Raw genomic sequence first — 13604 nt, 5'->3', positions numbered from 1 at the left:
TCGTGGGTGATGAACAGCATCGCCATGCCGAGCCGCTTCTGCAGGTCGGCCAGCAGCGAGAGGATCTGCGCCTGCACGGTCACGTCGAGGGCCGTCGTCGGCTCGTCGGCGACGAGCAGGTCCGGCTCGCAGGCCAGCGCCATCGCGATCATCACCCGCTGCCGCTGCCCGCCGGACAGCTCGTGCGGATAGGCGCCCATGCGGCGGGCGGCGTCGCGCAGCCCGACGAGTTCGAGCAGTTCGAGGATGCGCGCGCGGGCTTTCCTGCCGGAGAGGCCGCGGTGCAACCCCAAAACCTCGCCGATCTGCCGCTCGATCGTGTGGAGCGGGTTGAGCGAGGTCATCGGCTCCTGGAACACCATGGTGATGTCGGCGCCGCGCACGGACCGCATCGCGCGCTCGGGCAGGGCGAGGAGGTCGCGCCCCTTGAACACGATGCGCCCGCTCGGATGATGCGCCGCGCCGTCGAGGAGCCGCAGGATCGAGAGCGCGGTGACGGACTTGCCCGAGCCGGATTCGCCAACGAGCGCCAGGGTCTCGCCGGGCGCGATCGCGAATCCGATCCGGTCGACGGCGAGGCTTTCGCCCTCGCGGGAGCGGAAGGCGACGGAGAGATCCTCGACGGAGAGCAGCGGCTCGGGCATCAATCGCGTTCATCGGGTGTCGGGGGCGCCAGCCCTCTATAGCGCGCGCGGGCCCGGACGGCGAACCGCCGACCCGTAGGACGGACGGCGAGGGATCGCGGCAAGGGATCGCGGCAAGGGATCACTGGTAATGGCGGCGACGGCCGAGGCTTTCTCGCGCGCGATCTCGGCGGCGCTCGGCGACGCGGACGCCGGGATCGCGGTCTTCACCGGCCTCGGCGGACTGCCCTCGGCGTTCCCGGTGACGGACTTCGCCGCCGGCTCGATCGCCGCCGCGGGGCTGGCGCTGGCCCGTCTCGTCGGCGCGGGCTCCGGCACGCCGCCGACCGTCACGGTCGACCGGCGCCTCGCCTCGCTCTGGTTCGGCGCGTCGATCCGTCCGGTCGGCTGGGGGCTGCCGGCCCCGTGGGACCCGGTCGCGGGCGATTACCGGACGCGGGACGGCTGGATCCGGCTCCACACCAACGCGCTGCACCACCGGCGGGCGGCCGAGCGCATCCTCGGGCCGCAGGGAGACCGCGACGGGATGGCCGCCGCGGTCGCCGGCTGGGACAAGGGGGCGCTGGAGGCGGCGATCGTCGCCGAGGGCGGCTGCGCCGCTGAGATGCGCACGGCCGCGGAATGGCTGGCGCATCCGCAAGGGATGGCCGTCGCGGCCGAGCCGCTCGTCGCCCTCACCGAGGCGGGAGGGGACACGCCGTCCGGATGGCGACCGCAGCCCGGTAGACCGCTCGCGGGCCTGCGCGTCCTCGACCTGACGCGGGTGCTCGCCGGGCCGGTGGCGACCCGGTTCCTGGCCGGCTACGGCGCCGCGGTGCTGCGGATCGATCCGCCGGACTGGCACGAGCCCGGCCTGGAGCCTGACGTGACCTTGGGCAAGCGCTGCGCCCGGCTCGACCTGAGGCGGGCCGAGGATCGCGCCACCTTCGAGGCGCTGCTCGGCGCCGCCGACCTCCTGCTGCACGGCTATCGTCCCGACGCCCTCGACCGGCTCGGCTACGGTGCCGCTGCGCGCCGCGCGCTGGCGCCCGGGCTGATCGACGTGTGCCTCGACGCCTACGGCTGGAGCGGCCCGTGGGCCGGCCGGCGCGGCTTCGACAGCCTCGTGCAGATGAGCAGCGGCATCGCGCGGGCGGGCCAGGACTGGCGCGGCGCCGACGGGCCGGTTCCCCTCCCCGTCCAGGCGTTGGACCACGCCACCGGCTACATCCTCGCGGCGACGGCGATCCACCTCACCCACGACCGTTTGAAAACTGGCCGCGCAGGGAGCGCCCGCCTGTCGCTCGCAAGGACCGCCAAGCTTCTCCTCGATGCCGGTCGCGCCGAGGCCGGCGCCGACCTCGCACCGGATATCGGCTCCGACGCCGCCTCCGGCCTCGAACCGACCGCGTGGGGCGCCGCGCGGCGCCTCCGGCCGCCGCTCGCGGTCGACGGTGCCGCGATGCGCTGGGACCTGCCCGCCCGGCGGCTCGGCAGCGACTCCGCGATTTGGCCATGACGCGGGATGGCGGCGGATTGATCGTGAGCGGCGCCACGCTACAACCTGCCCGTGATCCGCACCCTCGTCTGCCCGCGCGACCTCGCGCAGTGCCGCGCCGCGCCCTTTCCCATGCCGGCACGGGGCGAGGTGCGCAGCGGGACGTCTCCGGCCTCGCGCCCCGCGGCGGGCCCTCCTTGCCCGAGCCCCGGTTCGCATCCGCGCCGGATCAGTGACGGCCCGTCGCCCGCCCTCGCGCGCGCCATCCTGTCACTCGCCGCCCTTTCATTCGCAGCCCTGCCTGCCGCCCCCGCACGGGCCGCACCGTCCGAGGGCGCGACCGAGACCGTCGAGCAGGCGCTCTGCCGGCTCATCGAGGGGTCGGCCAAGGACCGCGGACTGCCGGTGCCGTTCCTGACCCGGCTGATCTGGCGGGAGAGCGCGTTTCGCGTCGGCGTGGTCAGCCCGGTGGGCGCGCAAGGGGTGGCGCAGTTCATGCCCGGAACGGCGCGCGAGCGCGGCCTGACCGATCCGTTCGACCCGGAGCAGGCGATCCCGCACGCGGCGCACCTGCTGGCCGACCTCAGGCGGCAGTTCGGCAACCTCGGGCTCGCCGCCGCCGCCTACAACGGCGGGGCGGGGCGCGTCACGGGCTGGCTCGCCGGCAGCGGCGGCCTGCCGGCGGAGACCCGGGCCTACGTGCTCGCGATCACCGGCGCACCGGCCGAGGATTGGCGCGGCGGCGCTTCGCAGGTCGAGATCGGCCCGGTCGAGGGCGGCGACGGCAAGCCGGCGTCGAAGCCGGCGGAGCCCGCCAGGACCGATCCGCCGCCCGAAGCGTCGCAATCGTGCCTGCGGGTCACCGCGTCCCTGCGCATCCCGTCGCGCGGCGACCGCTTCGCGTTGAACCTCAACGAGGGGCCGGCGGCGCCCTGGGGCATCCAGCTTGCCGGGAACTTCTCGAAGTCCCTGGCCCTCCGGAGCTTCTCGCGGACGCGCGCGACCTACGCCCGCGTGATCGGCGAGGTGCGCCCGATGATCGTCGGCACGCGCCTGCGCAACCGCGGCACCCGGGCGTTCTACCGCATTCGCATCCCCGCGGAGAGCCGGCAGGCGGCGGATGCCCTGTGCGGGCGGATTCGCGGCGTCGGCGGCGCCTGCATCGTCCTGCGGACGTGACCGGTGCCGGGACGGCATCCGGTCCTGGTCATGAAACGGCCCCGAGCGGCGCGCCATCTGCCCGGGACAATCCACCGGGACTCGGATGACACGCGTCTTCAAGGCTCTCACCAGCCTCGCCTGCCTCGCGCTCGCCGCCTTCGGGATCACCGCCTGCTCGCCGCTCGCGCTGTTCGACGCGATCGGCCCGCGCGATGCCGGCGGTCGGCTGGCCCTGCGCGACGCACCGTTCGGCGAAGGGCCGCGTCGGCGGCTCGACGTCTACGTGCCCGTGGCCGCCGCCGGGACCACGCCGGTGCTGGTGTTCTTCTACGGCGGCTCGTGGCAGGGCGGGTCGAAGGACGACTACGCCTTCGTTGGGCAGGCGCTGGCCGCGCAGGGCTTCGTCACGGTGCTCCCGGACTACCGCCTCTACCCGGAGGCGCCGTTCCCGGGCTTCCTGGAGGACGGCGCCGCCGCGATCGCCTGGGTGCGGGACAACATCGCCGCCTACGGCGGCGACCCGCGCCGGATCGTGCTCGCCGGGCACTCGGCGGGCGCCTACAACGCGGTGATGCTCGGGCTCGACGCGCGCTATCTCGGGGCGGCGGGCGTCGATCCGAAGGCGATCCGCGCGGTGGCCGGGCTGTCTGGCCCCTACGACTTCCTGCCCTTCGACCAGGACACCACGATCAAGGTGTTCGGGCAGGCGCCCGACGCGGCCGCGACCCAGCCCGTGAGCTTCGCCGGACCGAACGCCCCGCCGGCCTTCCTCGCCACGGGCGAGAACGACACCACCGTGCGCCCGCGCAACACGCGCAGCCTGGCCGAGAGGCTGCGCGCGGCCCGCGTACCGGTGCAGGAGCGGATCTACCCGGGCCTCGACCACGCCGACACGCTGCTGGCGCTGTCCGTCACCTTCCGCTCCAAGGCGCCGGAACTCGCCGAGATGGCGGCATTCCTCAAGGCGCAGGCTACGACCCGGCAGCAGGTGACCCAGGGTCGGCGCTGATTTCGTTCGGCGGCAAGGTTACCGGCGGATAAGCGGTCTGCCACGGCCGATTGCCGTGACCCGGATACCGGTTCCGAACTACGCTGCGGCGGCACCACCGACGGAAAACCTTCGTGTCATCGGCTTCAGGCCTCGCCTCTCAGATCGGACGGGTACGGGGGCCGGCGATCGCTGCGCCCGTGGCGCGCGACATGCCCGACTGGATGCGCGTGCTGCTGAACGGTGCCGTCCTCGTCGTCCTGTGGAACCACCTCTGGTTCCAGGATCTCGCCAGCCGCTCCCTGCTGGAAGCGTCCGAGGACGGCAGCGCGCCGACGCAGGCGACCTTCGCGATCCTCGCCCTGGCGATGGCCGCGGCGCTGCGGCGCCTCGGCCCCGAGCGCCTTCGTCCGCTGGCGACGTGGCCGCTCGGTCTGTGCGCGGGCTGGCTCGGTGTGACCGTGCTCGCCTCGATCGAGCCGAGCCTGTCGATCCGCCGCGCGATGCTGCTGGCGATCGCGGCGATGCTCTCGGCCGGACTCCTCGTCGTGGCCCGCTCGCCGCGCCAGTTCGCCCTGACGCTGGGCGGAAGCGCACTGGTGATCCTGCTCGCCTCCTACGCCGCGGTGGCGCTCGTCCCGAACCTCGCGATCCACTCGGGCTTCGACGTGAACTCCGATCCGAGCCATCCCGGCCTGTGGCGGGGCATCTTCCCGCACAAGAACGAGGCCGGCGCGGCGATGGTGATCCTCGTCATCGTCGGCCTCTACGTCGCGGCGGCGGCCAGCCGCGTCCTCGGATGGCTCGTCGTGCTGCTGGCGGCCGGGTTCCTCGTCGCCGCCGGGTCGAAGACGGCGCTGCTGCTCGCGCCGGTCATCCTGGCGATCACCGCGCTCTGCCGCGTGTTCCGCGGGACCCTCTCTCGAACCCTGCTCCTGCTCGGCCCGGTGGTCGTGTTCTCGCTGGTCTCGATCGGCTCGGTCGTGGTGCCGGCGATCCAGGACCGGCTCGGCGCGGTGATGACCGACGCGACCTTCACCGGCCGCAACGAGATCTGGGCGTTCGCGCTCGACAACATCCTGATCCGCCCGCTGCGCGGATGGGGCTACGGCGCGTTCTGGATGACGGAGCGGACGATGTACGCCGGCTCCGAGCAACTGAGCTGGGTCAACACGGCCAACCACGCTCACAACGCCTACCTCGACACCGCGCTGATGATGGGCCTGCCCGGCCTCGTACTGACGCTCGTCGCCGTCATGCTGATGCCGCTGCGCGACATCCAGGCGGTCGCGGGCGGACGCGACCTCGATCCGGCGACGATGCTGTTCGTGCGGCTGTGGTTCCTCGGCCTCGCCTCGGCCTCGTTCGAGACGGTGCTCTACAACGGCAACAACGCCACCTGCTGCATGTTCATGATGGCGGTGTTCGGCCTGCGCCTGCGCACCCGCAACCGGCTGGCGCCGGATTGAACCGGAGCGATCCCGCCCGGGTTCGGCCGCGGCACGGCAGACACATCCGGCCTCGGTGCCCTACCTGAGGCGCATGATGGATTTCCAGACCGTCGGCGACCTCTGTACGTCCCGCCGCATCGCCGACGAGGAGGTGGATGCGGCCGTCGACGCGTTCATGGCCAGCCCGTTGCCGCCGGTGTTCGTCTTCCGGTCCGGCCACCGGCTGAACCTCGTCAAGGCGGTGCGCAACCACCAGGGGGCGCGGGTGTTCACGGGTCGCTCCGACGTGGGCGCGGCCCTGAAGCGGCCCTTCGTGCGCGCGGCGATCCTCCAGGCCCGGCCGAAGACCGACTTGGCGTGACCGAGGCTCGGGGGCGGCCGAAGAACCGGCCTCGCGCTCAATCGGGAAGCGAGAAGACCACGAGGGCGTCGCCCGTGCCGAAGCCCGAGGCCTTGGTAAAGGACGAGCCGCCGGCCGCCACCGCCACGTATTGCCGGCCGTCGAGGCTGTAGGTGATCGCCGGCCCGCTGATGCCGGCGCCGCACTGGAAGCGCCACAGGATCTTGCCGGTCCCGGCGTCGTGCGCGTCGAGGTGGCCGTCCTCCTCGCCCGAGAAGACGAGGCCGCCGGCCGTGGCGAGGGTGCCGCCCGCGAGCCGGCTCTCCGAGCGCGCCGACCACGCGATGGCGCCGCCTCCGGCCAGATCCACCGCCGTCAGGGTGCTGAAGCTCGGCTCTCCCCTGGCCTCGCCGGTCTCGGTGTAGCGGATCTCGGGCCGGCCGGGACCGCCCGGCACGGTCTTGACCGTGTAGGTCGTGCCCCCGTGCCGGACCTGCGCGTAGGCGAGCCCGCTTCCCGCATCGTAGGCCGTCGGAGGCCAGGACACCGCGCCGAGCGGCCCGGGCGCCACGACCGTGCCCCCCGCGCTCGGCGGCGCGTACAGGTTCTTCTGGTCGATCAGGGGGGCGGATCGCTCCAGCAGCGCCCCCGTTGCGCGATCGTGGACGTAGATCCATCCGGTCTTGCTCGCCGAGGCTACCGCCTTCACCGTGCCGGCCGCGCCCTTGAGGTCGAGGAGGAAGGGGGGGCTCGCCACGTCGTAGCCCCACTCGTCGTGCGGCACCTGCTGGTAGTACCAGCGCAGAATCCCCGTGCGCGCGTCGAGCGCCACGAGGCTCATGGTGTAGAGGTTGTCGCCCGGGCGCGAGAGGCCGAAATTCTGCGGCGCCGGGTTGCCGGTGCCGACGTAGATCAGGCCGAGATCGGCATCGAAGGCCGGCGTCATCCACAGCGAGCCGCCGCCGACGCGCCACGCCTCACGGTTGGCGGGGGCCGCCGCCCGCTCAGCCGCGACGTCCCGGTGCAGCGGGACGCCGTCGGCGGTCCGCTCGACGTAGTCGCCCTCCCAGCCGTCCGCCTTGGTGACGTACCAGCGCCAGCGCTCCGCGCCGGTCTTCGCGTCGTAGGCGGCCAGCCACCCGCGCCGGCCGTATCCGCCCTCGATGCCGACCACCGAACCGCCGTCGAGGCCGCCCTTCTCATCCTCGACGTGGAGGCCGTAGCCGGCCCCGCTGACGCCGACGATGACGAGGCCCTCGGCCACCAGCGGCGGCATCTTGAAGCCGAGCCGGCTCGATCCCTGAACCGGCCTGCCGCCGAGCTGGGCCGTCAGCCCCGAGGCGGTCTCCGACTCGCCCTCCTCCGGGCGCACCGCCTCGGTGTCCCACACAACGCGACCGGACTTGGCGTCGAGCGCGATCACCCGGCCGTCCATGGTCGCCTGGAACACGAGGCCGCCGGAGACGGCGACGCCGCGGTTCGAGGGCGGCCCGAAGATCTTCTCGGTGCGGGCCTTGTGCGCGTAGGTCCACAGCACGCGGCCGGTGCGGGCGTCGAGCGCGGCGACGTTGTTCTGGGTGGTCGAGAGGTAGAGCGTCCCGTCGACCATGACGGGCTGCGCCTGGAAGTAGCCGGTCACGCCGGTCTGGAACACCCAGGCCGGGCGCAGGCGCGCGACGTTGCCGCGGTCGATCGCCGAGAGCGCGGAGAAATTCCGGTGGGAATGGTCGTGGCCGAACATCGGCCACTCGCCCGGCGCGTCGGCCGCCCGGGCCGGACCGGCGAGGACGAAGGCCGACAGGGCCGCGAGCACGCGGGCGCGGGGGATCGACATGGCGCAACGCTCCCGAGATCTTCTTGAAGCCAGGCTTACGGCCGCCGGCGCCGGCTGTCGAACGGCAACTGGTCCGTGTTCGCTGCTTCAACCGCAAGCGGCATCGCGTGCCGCGACCGCCGTCGGATGCGGTGCCGCTGGAGGCTTGGCATATCGGGTCAACCGACGAAATCCGTCGGGGGCGGGAGAGCGCTTCCCGACCTTGGTCCTTACAGCGCGTCCCTCCCCCTTTAGCGAGGGAGGGTGGCCCCTCGCGTCAGCGGGGGTCGGGAGAGGGGAGCGCGTTCTCTGGATACGGCGCTCCCCTCTCCCGACTTGGCTCGCGGGCCACCCTCTCCCGCTAAAGGGGAGAGGGACGCGCGGACCGGGCTTCCGTCCACTTCGCGGGCTATTACGGACCCGGCCGCGGCGCCGCGTTGAGCTGGGCGGGCGTGGCCTGCGCGCCCATCGCCCGCGCCATGTCGGCTGCGCTCCGGCCCTCCGCATCGCGCAGATCCGGGTCGGCGCCGTGGGCCAGCAGCAGGGCGACGATCTCGGTGCGGTCGAACATCGCCGCGGTCATCAGGGCGGTGCGGCTGCCGTCGCCGGTCCCGTCCACCGCGGCGCCGTGGGCGAGCAGCAGCGTGGCGACCGCCGCATCGCCCTTGAACGCGGCGCCCGCGAGCGGGGTCTGGCCGCGGTCGTTGGCGAGTTCCGGATCGCCGCCGGCCTCCAGGATCACCCGCGTCGCCTCCACTTGGCCGTTGTAGGCGGCGAGCATCAGCAGGCTGTCGCCCTTGTCGTTGCGCAGGTTGGCCGGCAACCCCTGGCCGAACAGGCCGGCGAGTTCGGCCGCGTGCCCCATCCGGGCGTACTGGAAGACGCGGCCCGCGAAGGCCAGGGTCGCGTCGTCGAGGACGGGCGGGGCAGCGTCGGGCATGCGGCGAACTCGAACGGGCGGAACCTGTCGCGGATCTGGCGCGTGGGACCCGACCTTTCCAGTCCGGTCAGGCTGCGACCGAAACCTTCGGCGGCGTCAGGGCCCCGAACCGGCGGTCGCGGCGGGTGAACTCGGCGACCGCGGCGGCCAGATCCGCCTCGCCGAAGTCGGGCCACATCCGCTCGGTGAAGTGCAGCTCGGCGTAGGCCGCCTCCCACAGCATGAAGTCGGACAGGCGCTTCTCGCCGCCGGTGCGGATCAGCAGATCGACGTCGACGGGCGAGCCGTGCATCGCGCCGGTCACCTGCTTGCCGAACACCTCGCGCGAGACGGATTCGCCGGCTAGGCGCGCGGCGGCGGCCAGGATCGCGTCGCGGGCGGAGTAGTCGACGGCGATGCGCAGGTGCAGCTTCTCGCCCGCGGCGGTGGCGGCCTCGGCCCGCTCGATCGCCGCGGGGATGCCGGCGGGCAGCCGGTCGCGGCGGCCGACGACGCTGAGGCGGGTGCCGGTGCGGGCAAGCCGCGCGGTCTCGTTGCGCAGGTACGCCCGCAGCAGCCGCATCAGGCCGCCGACCTCGTCGGCGGGCCGCTGCCAGTTGTCGCTGGAGAAGGCGTAGAGGGTCAGGGTGCCGATCCCGAGGTCGGGGCAGGCCTCGGCCGTGCGCCGGATCGCCTCGACGCCCGTGCGGTGGCCGGCGGCGCGCGGCAGGCCGCGCCGGGTCGCCCAGCGCCCGTTGCCGTCCATGATGATCGCGGCGTGCAGACCCGGCCGGCGGTGGGATTGGCTTTGCATCGTAAAGTCTCCGGACGGGTGTCGGCGCGGACGGGTATCGGACGGCCCTCAGGCCGGCTTGGTGTTCAGGTGGGCGGCGTCGGGAGCGCGGGCGGCCTTGGCGGCATCGCGCACCACCTGCTCCAGGACGCCGAGGTAGTCGAGGAACCGGGTGCGGCCCGCAGGCGTCAGACGGCACAGGGTCTGCGGCCGGTTGTGGGCGTGGCCCTTCTCCAGGCTGACGAAATCGGCCTCCTGCAGCACCGCGAGGTGGCGGCTGAGGTTGCCGTCGGTCAACCCGCACATCCGCTTGAGATCGGGGAAGGGCAGGCCCTTCGGGTGGCCGGCGAGCGAGGTCAGCACGCTGAGCCGGGCCTTCTCGTGGATGACACGGTCGAGCCCGTCGTAGGAGAAGCGGCCCTCGGCCCGGTCAGAAATCGCCATCGCGGCCTCCCGCGCCGTGCATGATCACCGCGAGCCATCCCTGCCCCACGGCGAAGGGCAGTCCCATCAGCCAGGGCGAGAGCGCGTGCGACTCGCTTCCCATCGCCAGCACGGCGAGGCCCGCGAGCAGGTACCACGCGCCGGCGCCCTGCACCGCCCGGGGCAGGATGCGCGCGGAGGCGAACAGGCCGAGGCCGACCAGGACCTGCCACAGGCCGGGCAGCATCCAGATCTGGTCCGGCGCGAAGCGCCCGAGCACCAGTGCGAGGCAGGCGCCGGCACCGACCGCGGGCAGGAAGCCTTCGATGGCGTTCCAGACCATCGCGTCGGCCAGCCCCGAATGGAGGCGGCGCGAGCGCCGCACCATCTCGACGCCGATCAGGCCGGCGGCGGCGAGCGCCGTCGCGATCCAGAGGCCGAAGAACAGGATCGGTCGGCCGGTAGGCTCGCCGAGCCACAAGGCCTGCCCGCTCGCCGTCGTCAGGGCCAGGAGACCGGTCGCCGCCAGGGTTGCGGAACCGAGCCCGCGGAACGCGGTGTCCCGCGCGATCTGCGAACGGATCGCGACGATGTCGGCCAACGCCTTGTCGAGGTCGTGCATGAGCCTCACTCCGCGGCCGAATCATGCTTTGCATTGCAAAGTATCCCGGCATCACGATCGTCGCAAGCGAATTACTACAACCTGCAGTTTAATTTTTGGTGTCCTCGCCGGCAGTCCTGAGGGCGGCCACGTCGAGGCGGCGGGTGAACATCCGCAGAGCGCCGTCCGCATCGCGGGGCCAGTCGCCCCGCGGGCGGTCCCAGTAGAGCTCGACGCCGTTCCCGTCGGGATCGCGCAGGTAGAGGGCCTCGCTGACGCCGTGGTCGCTCGCTCCGTCCAGGGCGAGCCCGGCCCGGTCGAGGCGCGCGAGCGCATCGGCGAGCGCCGCGCGCGTCGGATAGAGCACCGCGAGGTGGTAGAGGCCGGTGGCTCCCGGCGCAGGCGCCCGCCCGCCCGCGCTCTCCCAGGTGTTCAGCCCGATGTGGTGGTGGTAGCCGCCGGCCGAGACGAAGGCGGCCTGATCGCCGAACCGCTGCATCAGGGTGAAGCCCAGCACCCCGCAATAGAAGCCGAGTGCGCGGTCGAGGTCGGCGACCTTGAGGTGAACGTGGCCGATCCGTACGCCGGGATCGATCGCCGGTGTCGCCGCGTCGGGCATCGCGGTGCTCCCCCCGTGTTCGTGCCGAGCCGGAGCGGTTGCGCCCCGGAGTCCGGCGACGCCGACATCATGCGGCGGCGGACGAAGGGTATTTTGCATGCCGGACTTCGTTCGATCCGTGCCATCATGAGCCGAATCCTGTGTGGGAGGCAATGATGGCATCCGAGAACAAGCGCGGAAACCGCGAGACGAAGAAGCCGAAGAAGGTTGTGACCAAGACCAATGCCGCCGCGCCCTCGACGAAGGACATGGTCAGCACGGCGGTGAAGGCTGCCGGCAAGAAGGGCAAGTAGGACGGGGCAAGCAGGACGGGGCGAGCAGGGCGACGCTCCCCGCCTGCTCTTGCGAAGCGGTCGCATCCGACCTCCGGCAAAAGGCCCGCCGTTGTCATCCCGCTAACCGGATGCGTGCGACGAGACCGGATGATCGAGCGCATCTGGACGACGGCGAAGGCGGTGTTCGGTGTGGGCCTGCTCGTGGTCTGCGCGCTGCTGGCCGCTCAGAAGCTCGACCGGCAGAACGCGGAGCACGCCGCTCAGGCCGCGCTCCGCGCCGGCGGCCCGGAGGCCACCGGCTCGATCACGCCGCGCGTACCGGGACCGGCCGCGCAGACGCCCGCGGACTAAGGGCGACTACTCCGCCGCCTGCCGCGCCGCGTATCCGAGCCGCGCGTTCAGGTCCGCGATCAGCTTGACCGCGGCCTCTGCGATCACTGTGCCGGGCGGGAAGATCGCCGAGGCGCCGGCGGCGTACAGGGCCTCGTAGTCGGCCGGCGGGATCACGCCGCCGATCACGATCATCACGTCCTCGCGGCCCTGCTCGGCGAGCGCCGCCTTCAGCTCCGGCACCAGCGTGAGGTGCCCGGCGGCGAGCGAGGAGACGCCGACGATGTGCACGTCGTTCTCCACCGCTTGGCGTGCGGCCTCCGCGGGCGTGGCGAAGAGCGGCCCGATATCGACGTCGAAGCCGAGGTCGGCGAACGCCGAGGCGATCACCTTCTGGCCGCGGTCGTGCCCGTCCTGGCCCATCTTGGCGACGAGGATGCGGGGCCTGCGCCCGTCGCTCTCCTCAAAAGCCTCGACGAGGTGACGGACCGTCTCGACTGCCGGCGACATGCCACCCACCTCCCGCTTGTACACGCCCGAGATCGAACGGATCTCGGCCCGGTGCCGGCCCCAGGCCTTCTCCAAGGCATCCGAGATTTCGCCGACCGTCGCCTTGGCGCGCGCCGCTTCCACCGCGAGTTCGAGCAGGTTGCCCTCCCCGTCCGCCGCCTTCGTTAGGGCGTCGAGGCGGGCGGTCACGTCCGCTTCGGTCCGCTCCGAGCGCAGGCGCTTGAGCTTGTCGATCTGGAGGGTGCGGACGTTGCCGTTGTCGACGCGCATCAACTCGATCTTCGTCTCGTCGTCGGGCTTGAACTTGTTGATGCCGACGATGGTCTGGCGGCCGGAATCGATCCGGGCCTGGGCGCGCGCCGCCGCCTCCTCGATCCGGAGCTTCGGGATGCCGGCCTCGATCGCCTTGGCCATGCCGCCGAGTTCGTCCACCTCGCGGAGGTGCTCCCAGGCGCGGGCCACGATGTCGGCGGTGAGCTTCTCCACGTAGTACGACCCGCCCCAGGGATCGACGATGCGGGTGGTGCCGCTCTCCTGCTGAAGGAAGAGCTGGGTGTTGCGCGCGATCCGGGCGGAGAAATCCGTCGGCAGGGCCAGCGCCTCGTCGAGCGCGTTGGTGTGGAGCGACTGCGTGCCGCCTTGGGTCGCCGCCATCGCCTCGATGCAGGTGCGGGTGACGTTGTTGAACACGTCCTGCGCGGTGAGCGACCATCCGCTGGTCTGCGAGTGGGTGCGCAGCGGCAGCGACTTCTCCGACTTCGGATCGAACCCCTTCACGAGCTTGGCCCAGATCAGGCGCGCGGCCCGCATCTTGGCGACCTCCATGAAGAAGTTCGTCGAGATCGCCCAGAAGAACGACAGCCGCGGCGCGAACTGGTCGATGGTGAGACCCGCGGCCAGCCCCGCCTTGATGTACTCGACGCCGTCGGCGAGCGTGTAGGCGAGTTCGAGATCGTTCGTGGCTCCGGCTTCCTGCATGTGGTAGCCGGAAATGGAAATGGAATTGAACTTCGGCATCTTCCGCGAAGTATACGCAAAAATGTCCGAGATGATCCGCATCGAGCCCTTGGGCGGGTAGATGTAGGTGTTGCGGACCATGAACTCCTTGAGGATGTCGTTCTGGATCGTGCCGGCGAGCTTTTCGGGCGGCACGCCCTGCTCCTCGGCGGCGACGATGTAGAGGGCGAGGATCGGCAGCACCGCGCCGTTCATCGTCATCGACACGGTCATCTCGTCGAGCGGGATGCCGGAGAACAGCGT

The 13604-nt window shown here is 72.2% G+C and carries 15 protein-coding genes; 7 read left to right on the top strand and 8 right to left on the bottom strand.

From position 1 onward, the window contains the following. A partial coding sequence (locus tag ACFE8Y_RS17595; RefSeq protein WP_375465678.1) for an ATP-binding cassette domain-containing protein occupies window positions 1-644 on the bottom strand: 644 nt, incomplete at its 3' end. 130 nt (window positions 645-774) lie between these two features. Between ACFE8Y_RS17595 and ACFE8Y_RS17590 the strand changes: the two genes are divergently transcribed. The 5 genes from ACFE8Y_RS17590 (at window position 775) to ACFE8Y_RS17570 (ending at window position 6082) form a co-directional block, all read left to right on the top strand. Then, window positions 775-2142, top strand: coding sequence for a CoA transferase (locus tag ACFE8Y_RS17590; protein WP_375465677.1), 1368 nt, complete (start codon window positions 775-777; stop codon window positions 2140-2142). A gap of 51 nt (window positions 2143-2193) precedes the next feature. After that, on the top strand, window positions 2194-3300 hold the full coding sequence (locus ACFE8Y_RS17585; RefSeq protein WP_375465676.1) for a lytic transglycosylase domain-containing protein: 1107 nt from the start codon (window positions 2194-2196) through the stop codon (window positions 3298-3300). Window positions 3301-3385: 85 nt separating this feature from the next. Continuing rightward, window positions 3386-4291, top strand: a complete 906-nt coding sequence (locus ACFE8Y_RS17580) for an alpha/beta hydrolase (protein ID WP_375465675.1) — start codon at window positions 3386-3388, stop codon at window positions 4289-4291. A gap of 179 nt (window positions 4292-4470) precedes the next feature. Further along, on the top strand, window positions 4471-5739 hold the full coding sequence (locus ACFE8Y_RS17575) for an O-antigen ligase family protein (RefSeq protein WP_375465674.1): 1269 nt from the start codon (window positions 4471-4473) through the stop codon (window positions 5737-5739). A gap of 73 nt (window positions 5740-5812) precedes the next feature. Continuing rightward, window positions 5813-6082, top strand: a complete 270-nt coding sequence (locus ACFE8Y_RS17570; RefSeq protein WP_375465673.1) for a hypothetical protein — start codon at window positions 5813-5815, stop codon at window positions 6080-6082. 37 nt (window positions 6083-6119) lie between these two features. Here the strand turns inward: ACFE8Y_RS17570 and ACFE8Y_RS17565 are convergent, their stop codons facing one another. The 6 genes from ACFE8Y_RS17565 to ACFE8Y_RS17540 all read right to left on the bottom strand — a co-directional run bounded on the left by ACFE8Y_RS17565 (window position 6120) and on the right by ACFE8Y_RS17540 (window position 11229). Next, the gene (locus ACFE8Y_RS17565) at window positions 6120-7895 is read right to left on the bottom strand and encodes a pyrroloquinoline quinone-dependent dehydrogenase (RefSeq protein ID WP_375465672.1); all 1776 of its coding nucleotides are present in this window, start codon (window positions 7893-7895) and stop codon (window positions 6120-6122) included. 391 nt (window positions 7896-8286) lie between these two features. Further along, window positions 8287-8814 carry an ankyrin repeat domain-containing protein gene (locus tag ACFE8Y_RS17560; protein WP_375465671.1) on the bottom strand — a complete coding sequence of 176 codons (528 nt, stop codon included), beginning with the start codon at window positions 8812-8814 and terminating at the stop codon, window positions 8287-8289. A 67-nt stretch (window positions 8815-8881) separates the two neighbouring features. Next, entirely contained in the window at window positions 8882-9607 is a 726-nt protein-coding gene (locus ACFE8Y_RS17555) for a di-trans,poly-cis-decaprenylcistransferase (RefSeq protein ID WP_375465670.1), read from the bottom strand. A gap of 48 nt (window positions 9608-9655) precedes the next feature. Continuing rightward, window positions 9656-10030 carry a transcriptional regulator gene (locus ACFE8Y_RS17550; protein WP_375465669.1) on the bottom strand — a complete coding sequence of 125 codons (375 nt, stop codon included), beginning with the start codon at window positions 10028-10030 and terminating at the stop codon, window positions 9656-9658. Further along, window positions 10017-10631: a hypothetical protein gene (locus ACFE8Y_RS17545; protein ID WP_375465668.1), complete on the bottom strand. Its 615-nt coding sequence runs from the start codon at window positions 10629-10631 to the stop codon at window positions 10017-10019. Before ACFE8Y_RS17545 ends, ACFE8Y_RS17550 begins: the two co-directional genes overlap by 14 nt. A gap of 88 nt (window positions 10632-10719) precedes the next feature. Beyond that, the gene (locus ACFE8Y_RS17540; RefSeq protein ID WP_375465667.1) at window positions 10720-11229 is read right to left on the bottom strand and encodes a VOC family protein; all 510 of its coding nucleotides are present in this window, start codon (window positions 11227-11229) and stop codon (window positions 10720-10722) included. A gap of 155 nt (window positions 11230-11384) precedes the next feature. On the opposite strand from ACFE8Y_RS17540, the gene ACFE8Y_RS17535 reads away from it, so the two are divergent. Then, entirely contained in the window at window positions 11385-11522 is a 138-nt protein-coding gene (locus tag ACFE8Y_RS17535; protein WP_375465666.1) for a hypothetical protein, read from the top strand. 129 nt (window positions 11523-11651) lie between these two features. Continuing rightward, a complete protein-coding gene (locus ACFE8Y_RS17530; protein ID WP_375465665.1) occupies window positions 11652-11855 on the top strand; it encodes a hypothetical protein in 204 nt (67 codons plus the stop codon). A gap of 6 nt (window positions 11856-11861) precedes the next feature. On the opposite strand, the gene scpA is transcribed toward ACFE8Y_RS17530, so the two are convergent. Continuing rightward, window positions 11862-13604 (bottom strand): methylmalonyl-CoA mutase (gene scpA / locus ACFE8Y_RS17525; RefSeq protein WP_375465664.1); only part of this gene is annotated, 1743 nt, incomplete at its 5' end.

This window comes from uncultured Methylobacterium sp., from assembly GCF_964242245.1.
In the GTDB taxonomy this organism is placed as follows: Bacteria; Pseudomonadota; Alphaproteobacteria; order Rhizobiales; family Beijerinckiaceae; genus Methylobacterium.
The sequence above is the reverse complement of the archived record's forward strand: the minus strand, read 5'-3'. Positions and strand labels throughout refer to the sequence as shown.

What these genes read in the sequence shown, in the direction of transcription:
- ACFE8Y_RS17580 (WP_375465675.1), top strand. Translation starts at nt 3,386, where the DNA reads ATGACACGCGTCTTCAAGGCTCTCACCAGCCTCGCCTGCCTCGCGCTC.
- ACFE8Y_RS17530 (WP_375465665.1), top strand. Translation starts at nt 11,652, where the DNA reads ATGATCGAGCGCATCTGGACGACGGCGAAGGCGGTGTTCGGTGTGGGC.
- ACFE8Y_RS17550 (WP_375465669.1), bottom strand. Translation starts at nt 10,030, where the DNA reads ATGGCGATTTCTGACCGGGCCGAGGGCCGCTTCTCCTACGACGGGCTC.
- ACFE8Y_RS17555 (WP_375465670.1), bottom strand. Translation starts at nt 9,607, where the DNA reads ATGCAAAGCCAATCCCACCGCCGGCCGGGTCTGCACGCCGCGATCATC.
- ACFE8Y_RS17590 (WP_375465677.1), top strand. Translation starts at nt 775, where the DNA reads ATGGCGGCGACGGCCGAGGCTTTCTCGCGCGCGATCTCGGCGGCGCTC.
- ACFE8Y_RS17535 (WP_375465666.1), top strand. Translation starts at nt 11,385, where the DNA reads ATGGCATCCGAGAACAAGCGCGGAAACCGCGAGACGAAGAAGCCGAAG.
- ACFE8Y_RS17570 (WP_375465673.1), top strand. Translation starts at nt 5,813, where the DNA reads ATGATGGATTTCCAGACCGTCGGCGACCTCTGTACGTCCCGCCGCATC.
- ACFE8Y_RS17540 (WP_375465667.1), bottom strand. Translation starts at nt 11,229, where the DNA reads ATGCCCGACGCGGCGACACCGGCGATCGATCCCGGCGTACGGATCGGC.
- ACFE8Y_RS17565 (WP_375465672.1), bottom strand. Translation starts at nt 7,895, where the DNA reads ATGTCGATCCCCCGCGCCCGCGTGCTCGCGGCCCTGTCGGCCTTCGTC.
- ACFE8Y_RS17560 (WP_375465671.1), bottom strand. Translation starts at nt 8,814, where the DNA reads ATGCCCGACGCTGCCCCGCCCGTCCTCGACGACGCGACCCTGGCCTTC.
- ACFE8Y_RS17545 (WP_375465668.1), bottom strand. Translation starts at nt 10,631, where the DNA reads ATGCACGACCTCGACAAGGCGTTGGCCGACATCGTCGCGATCCGTTCG.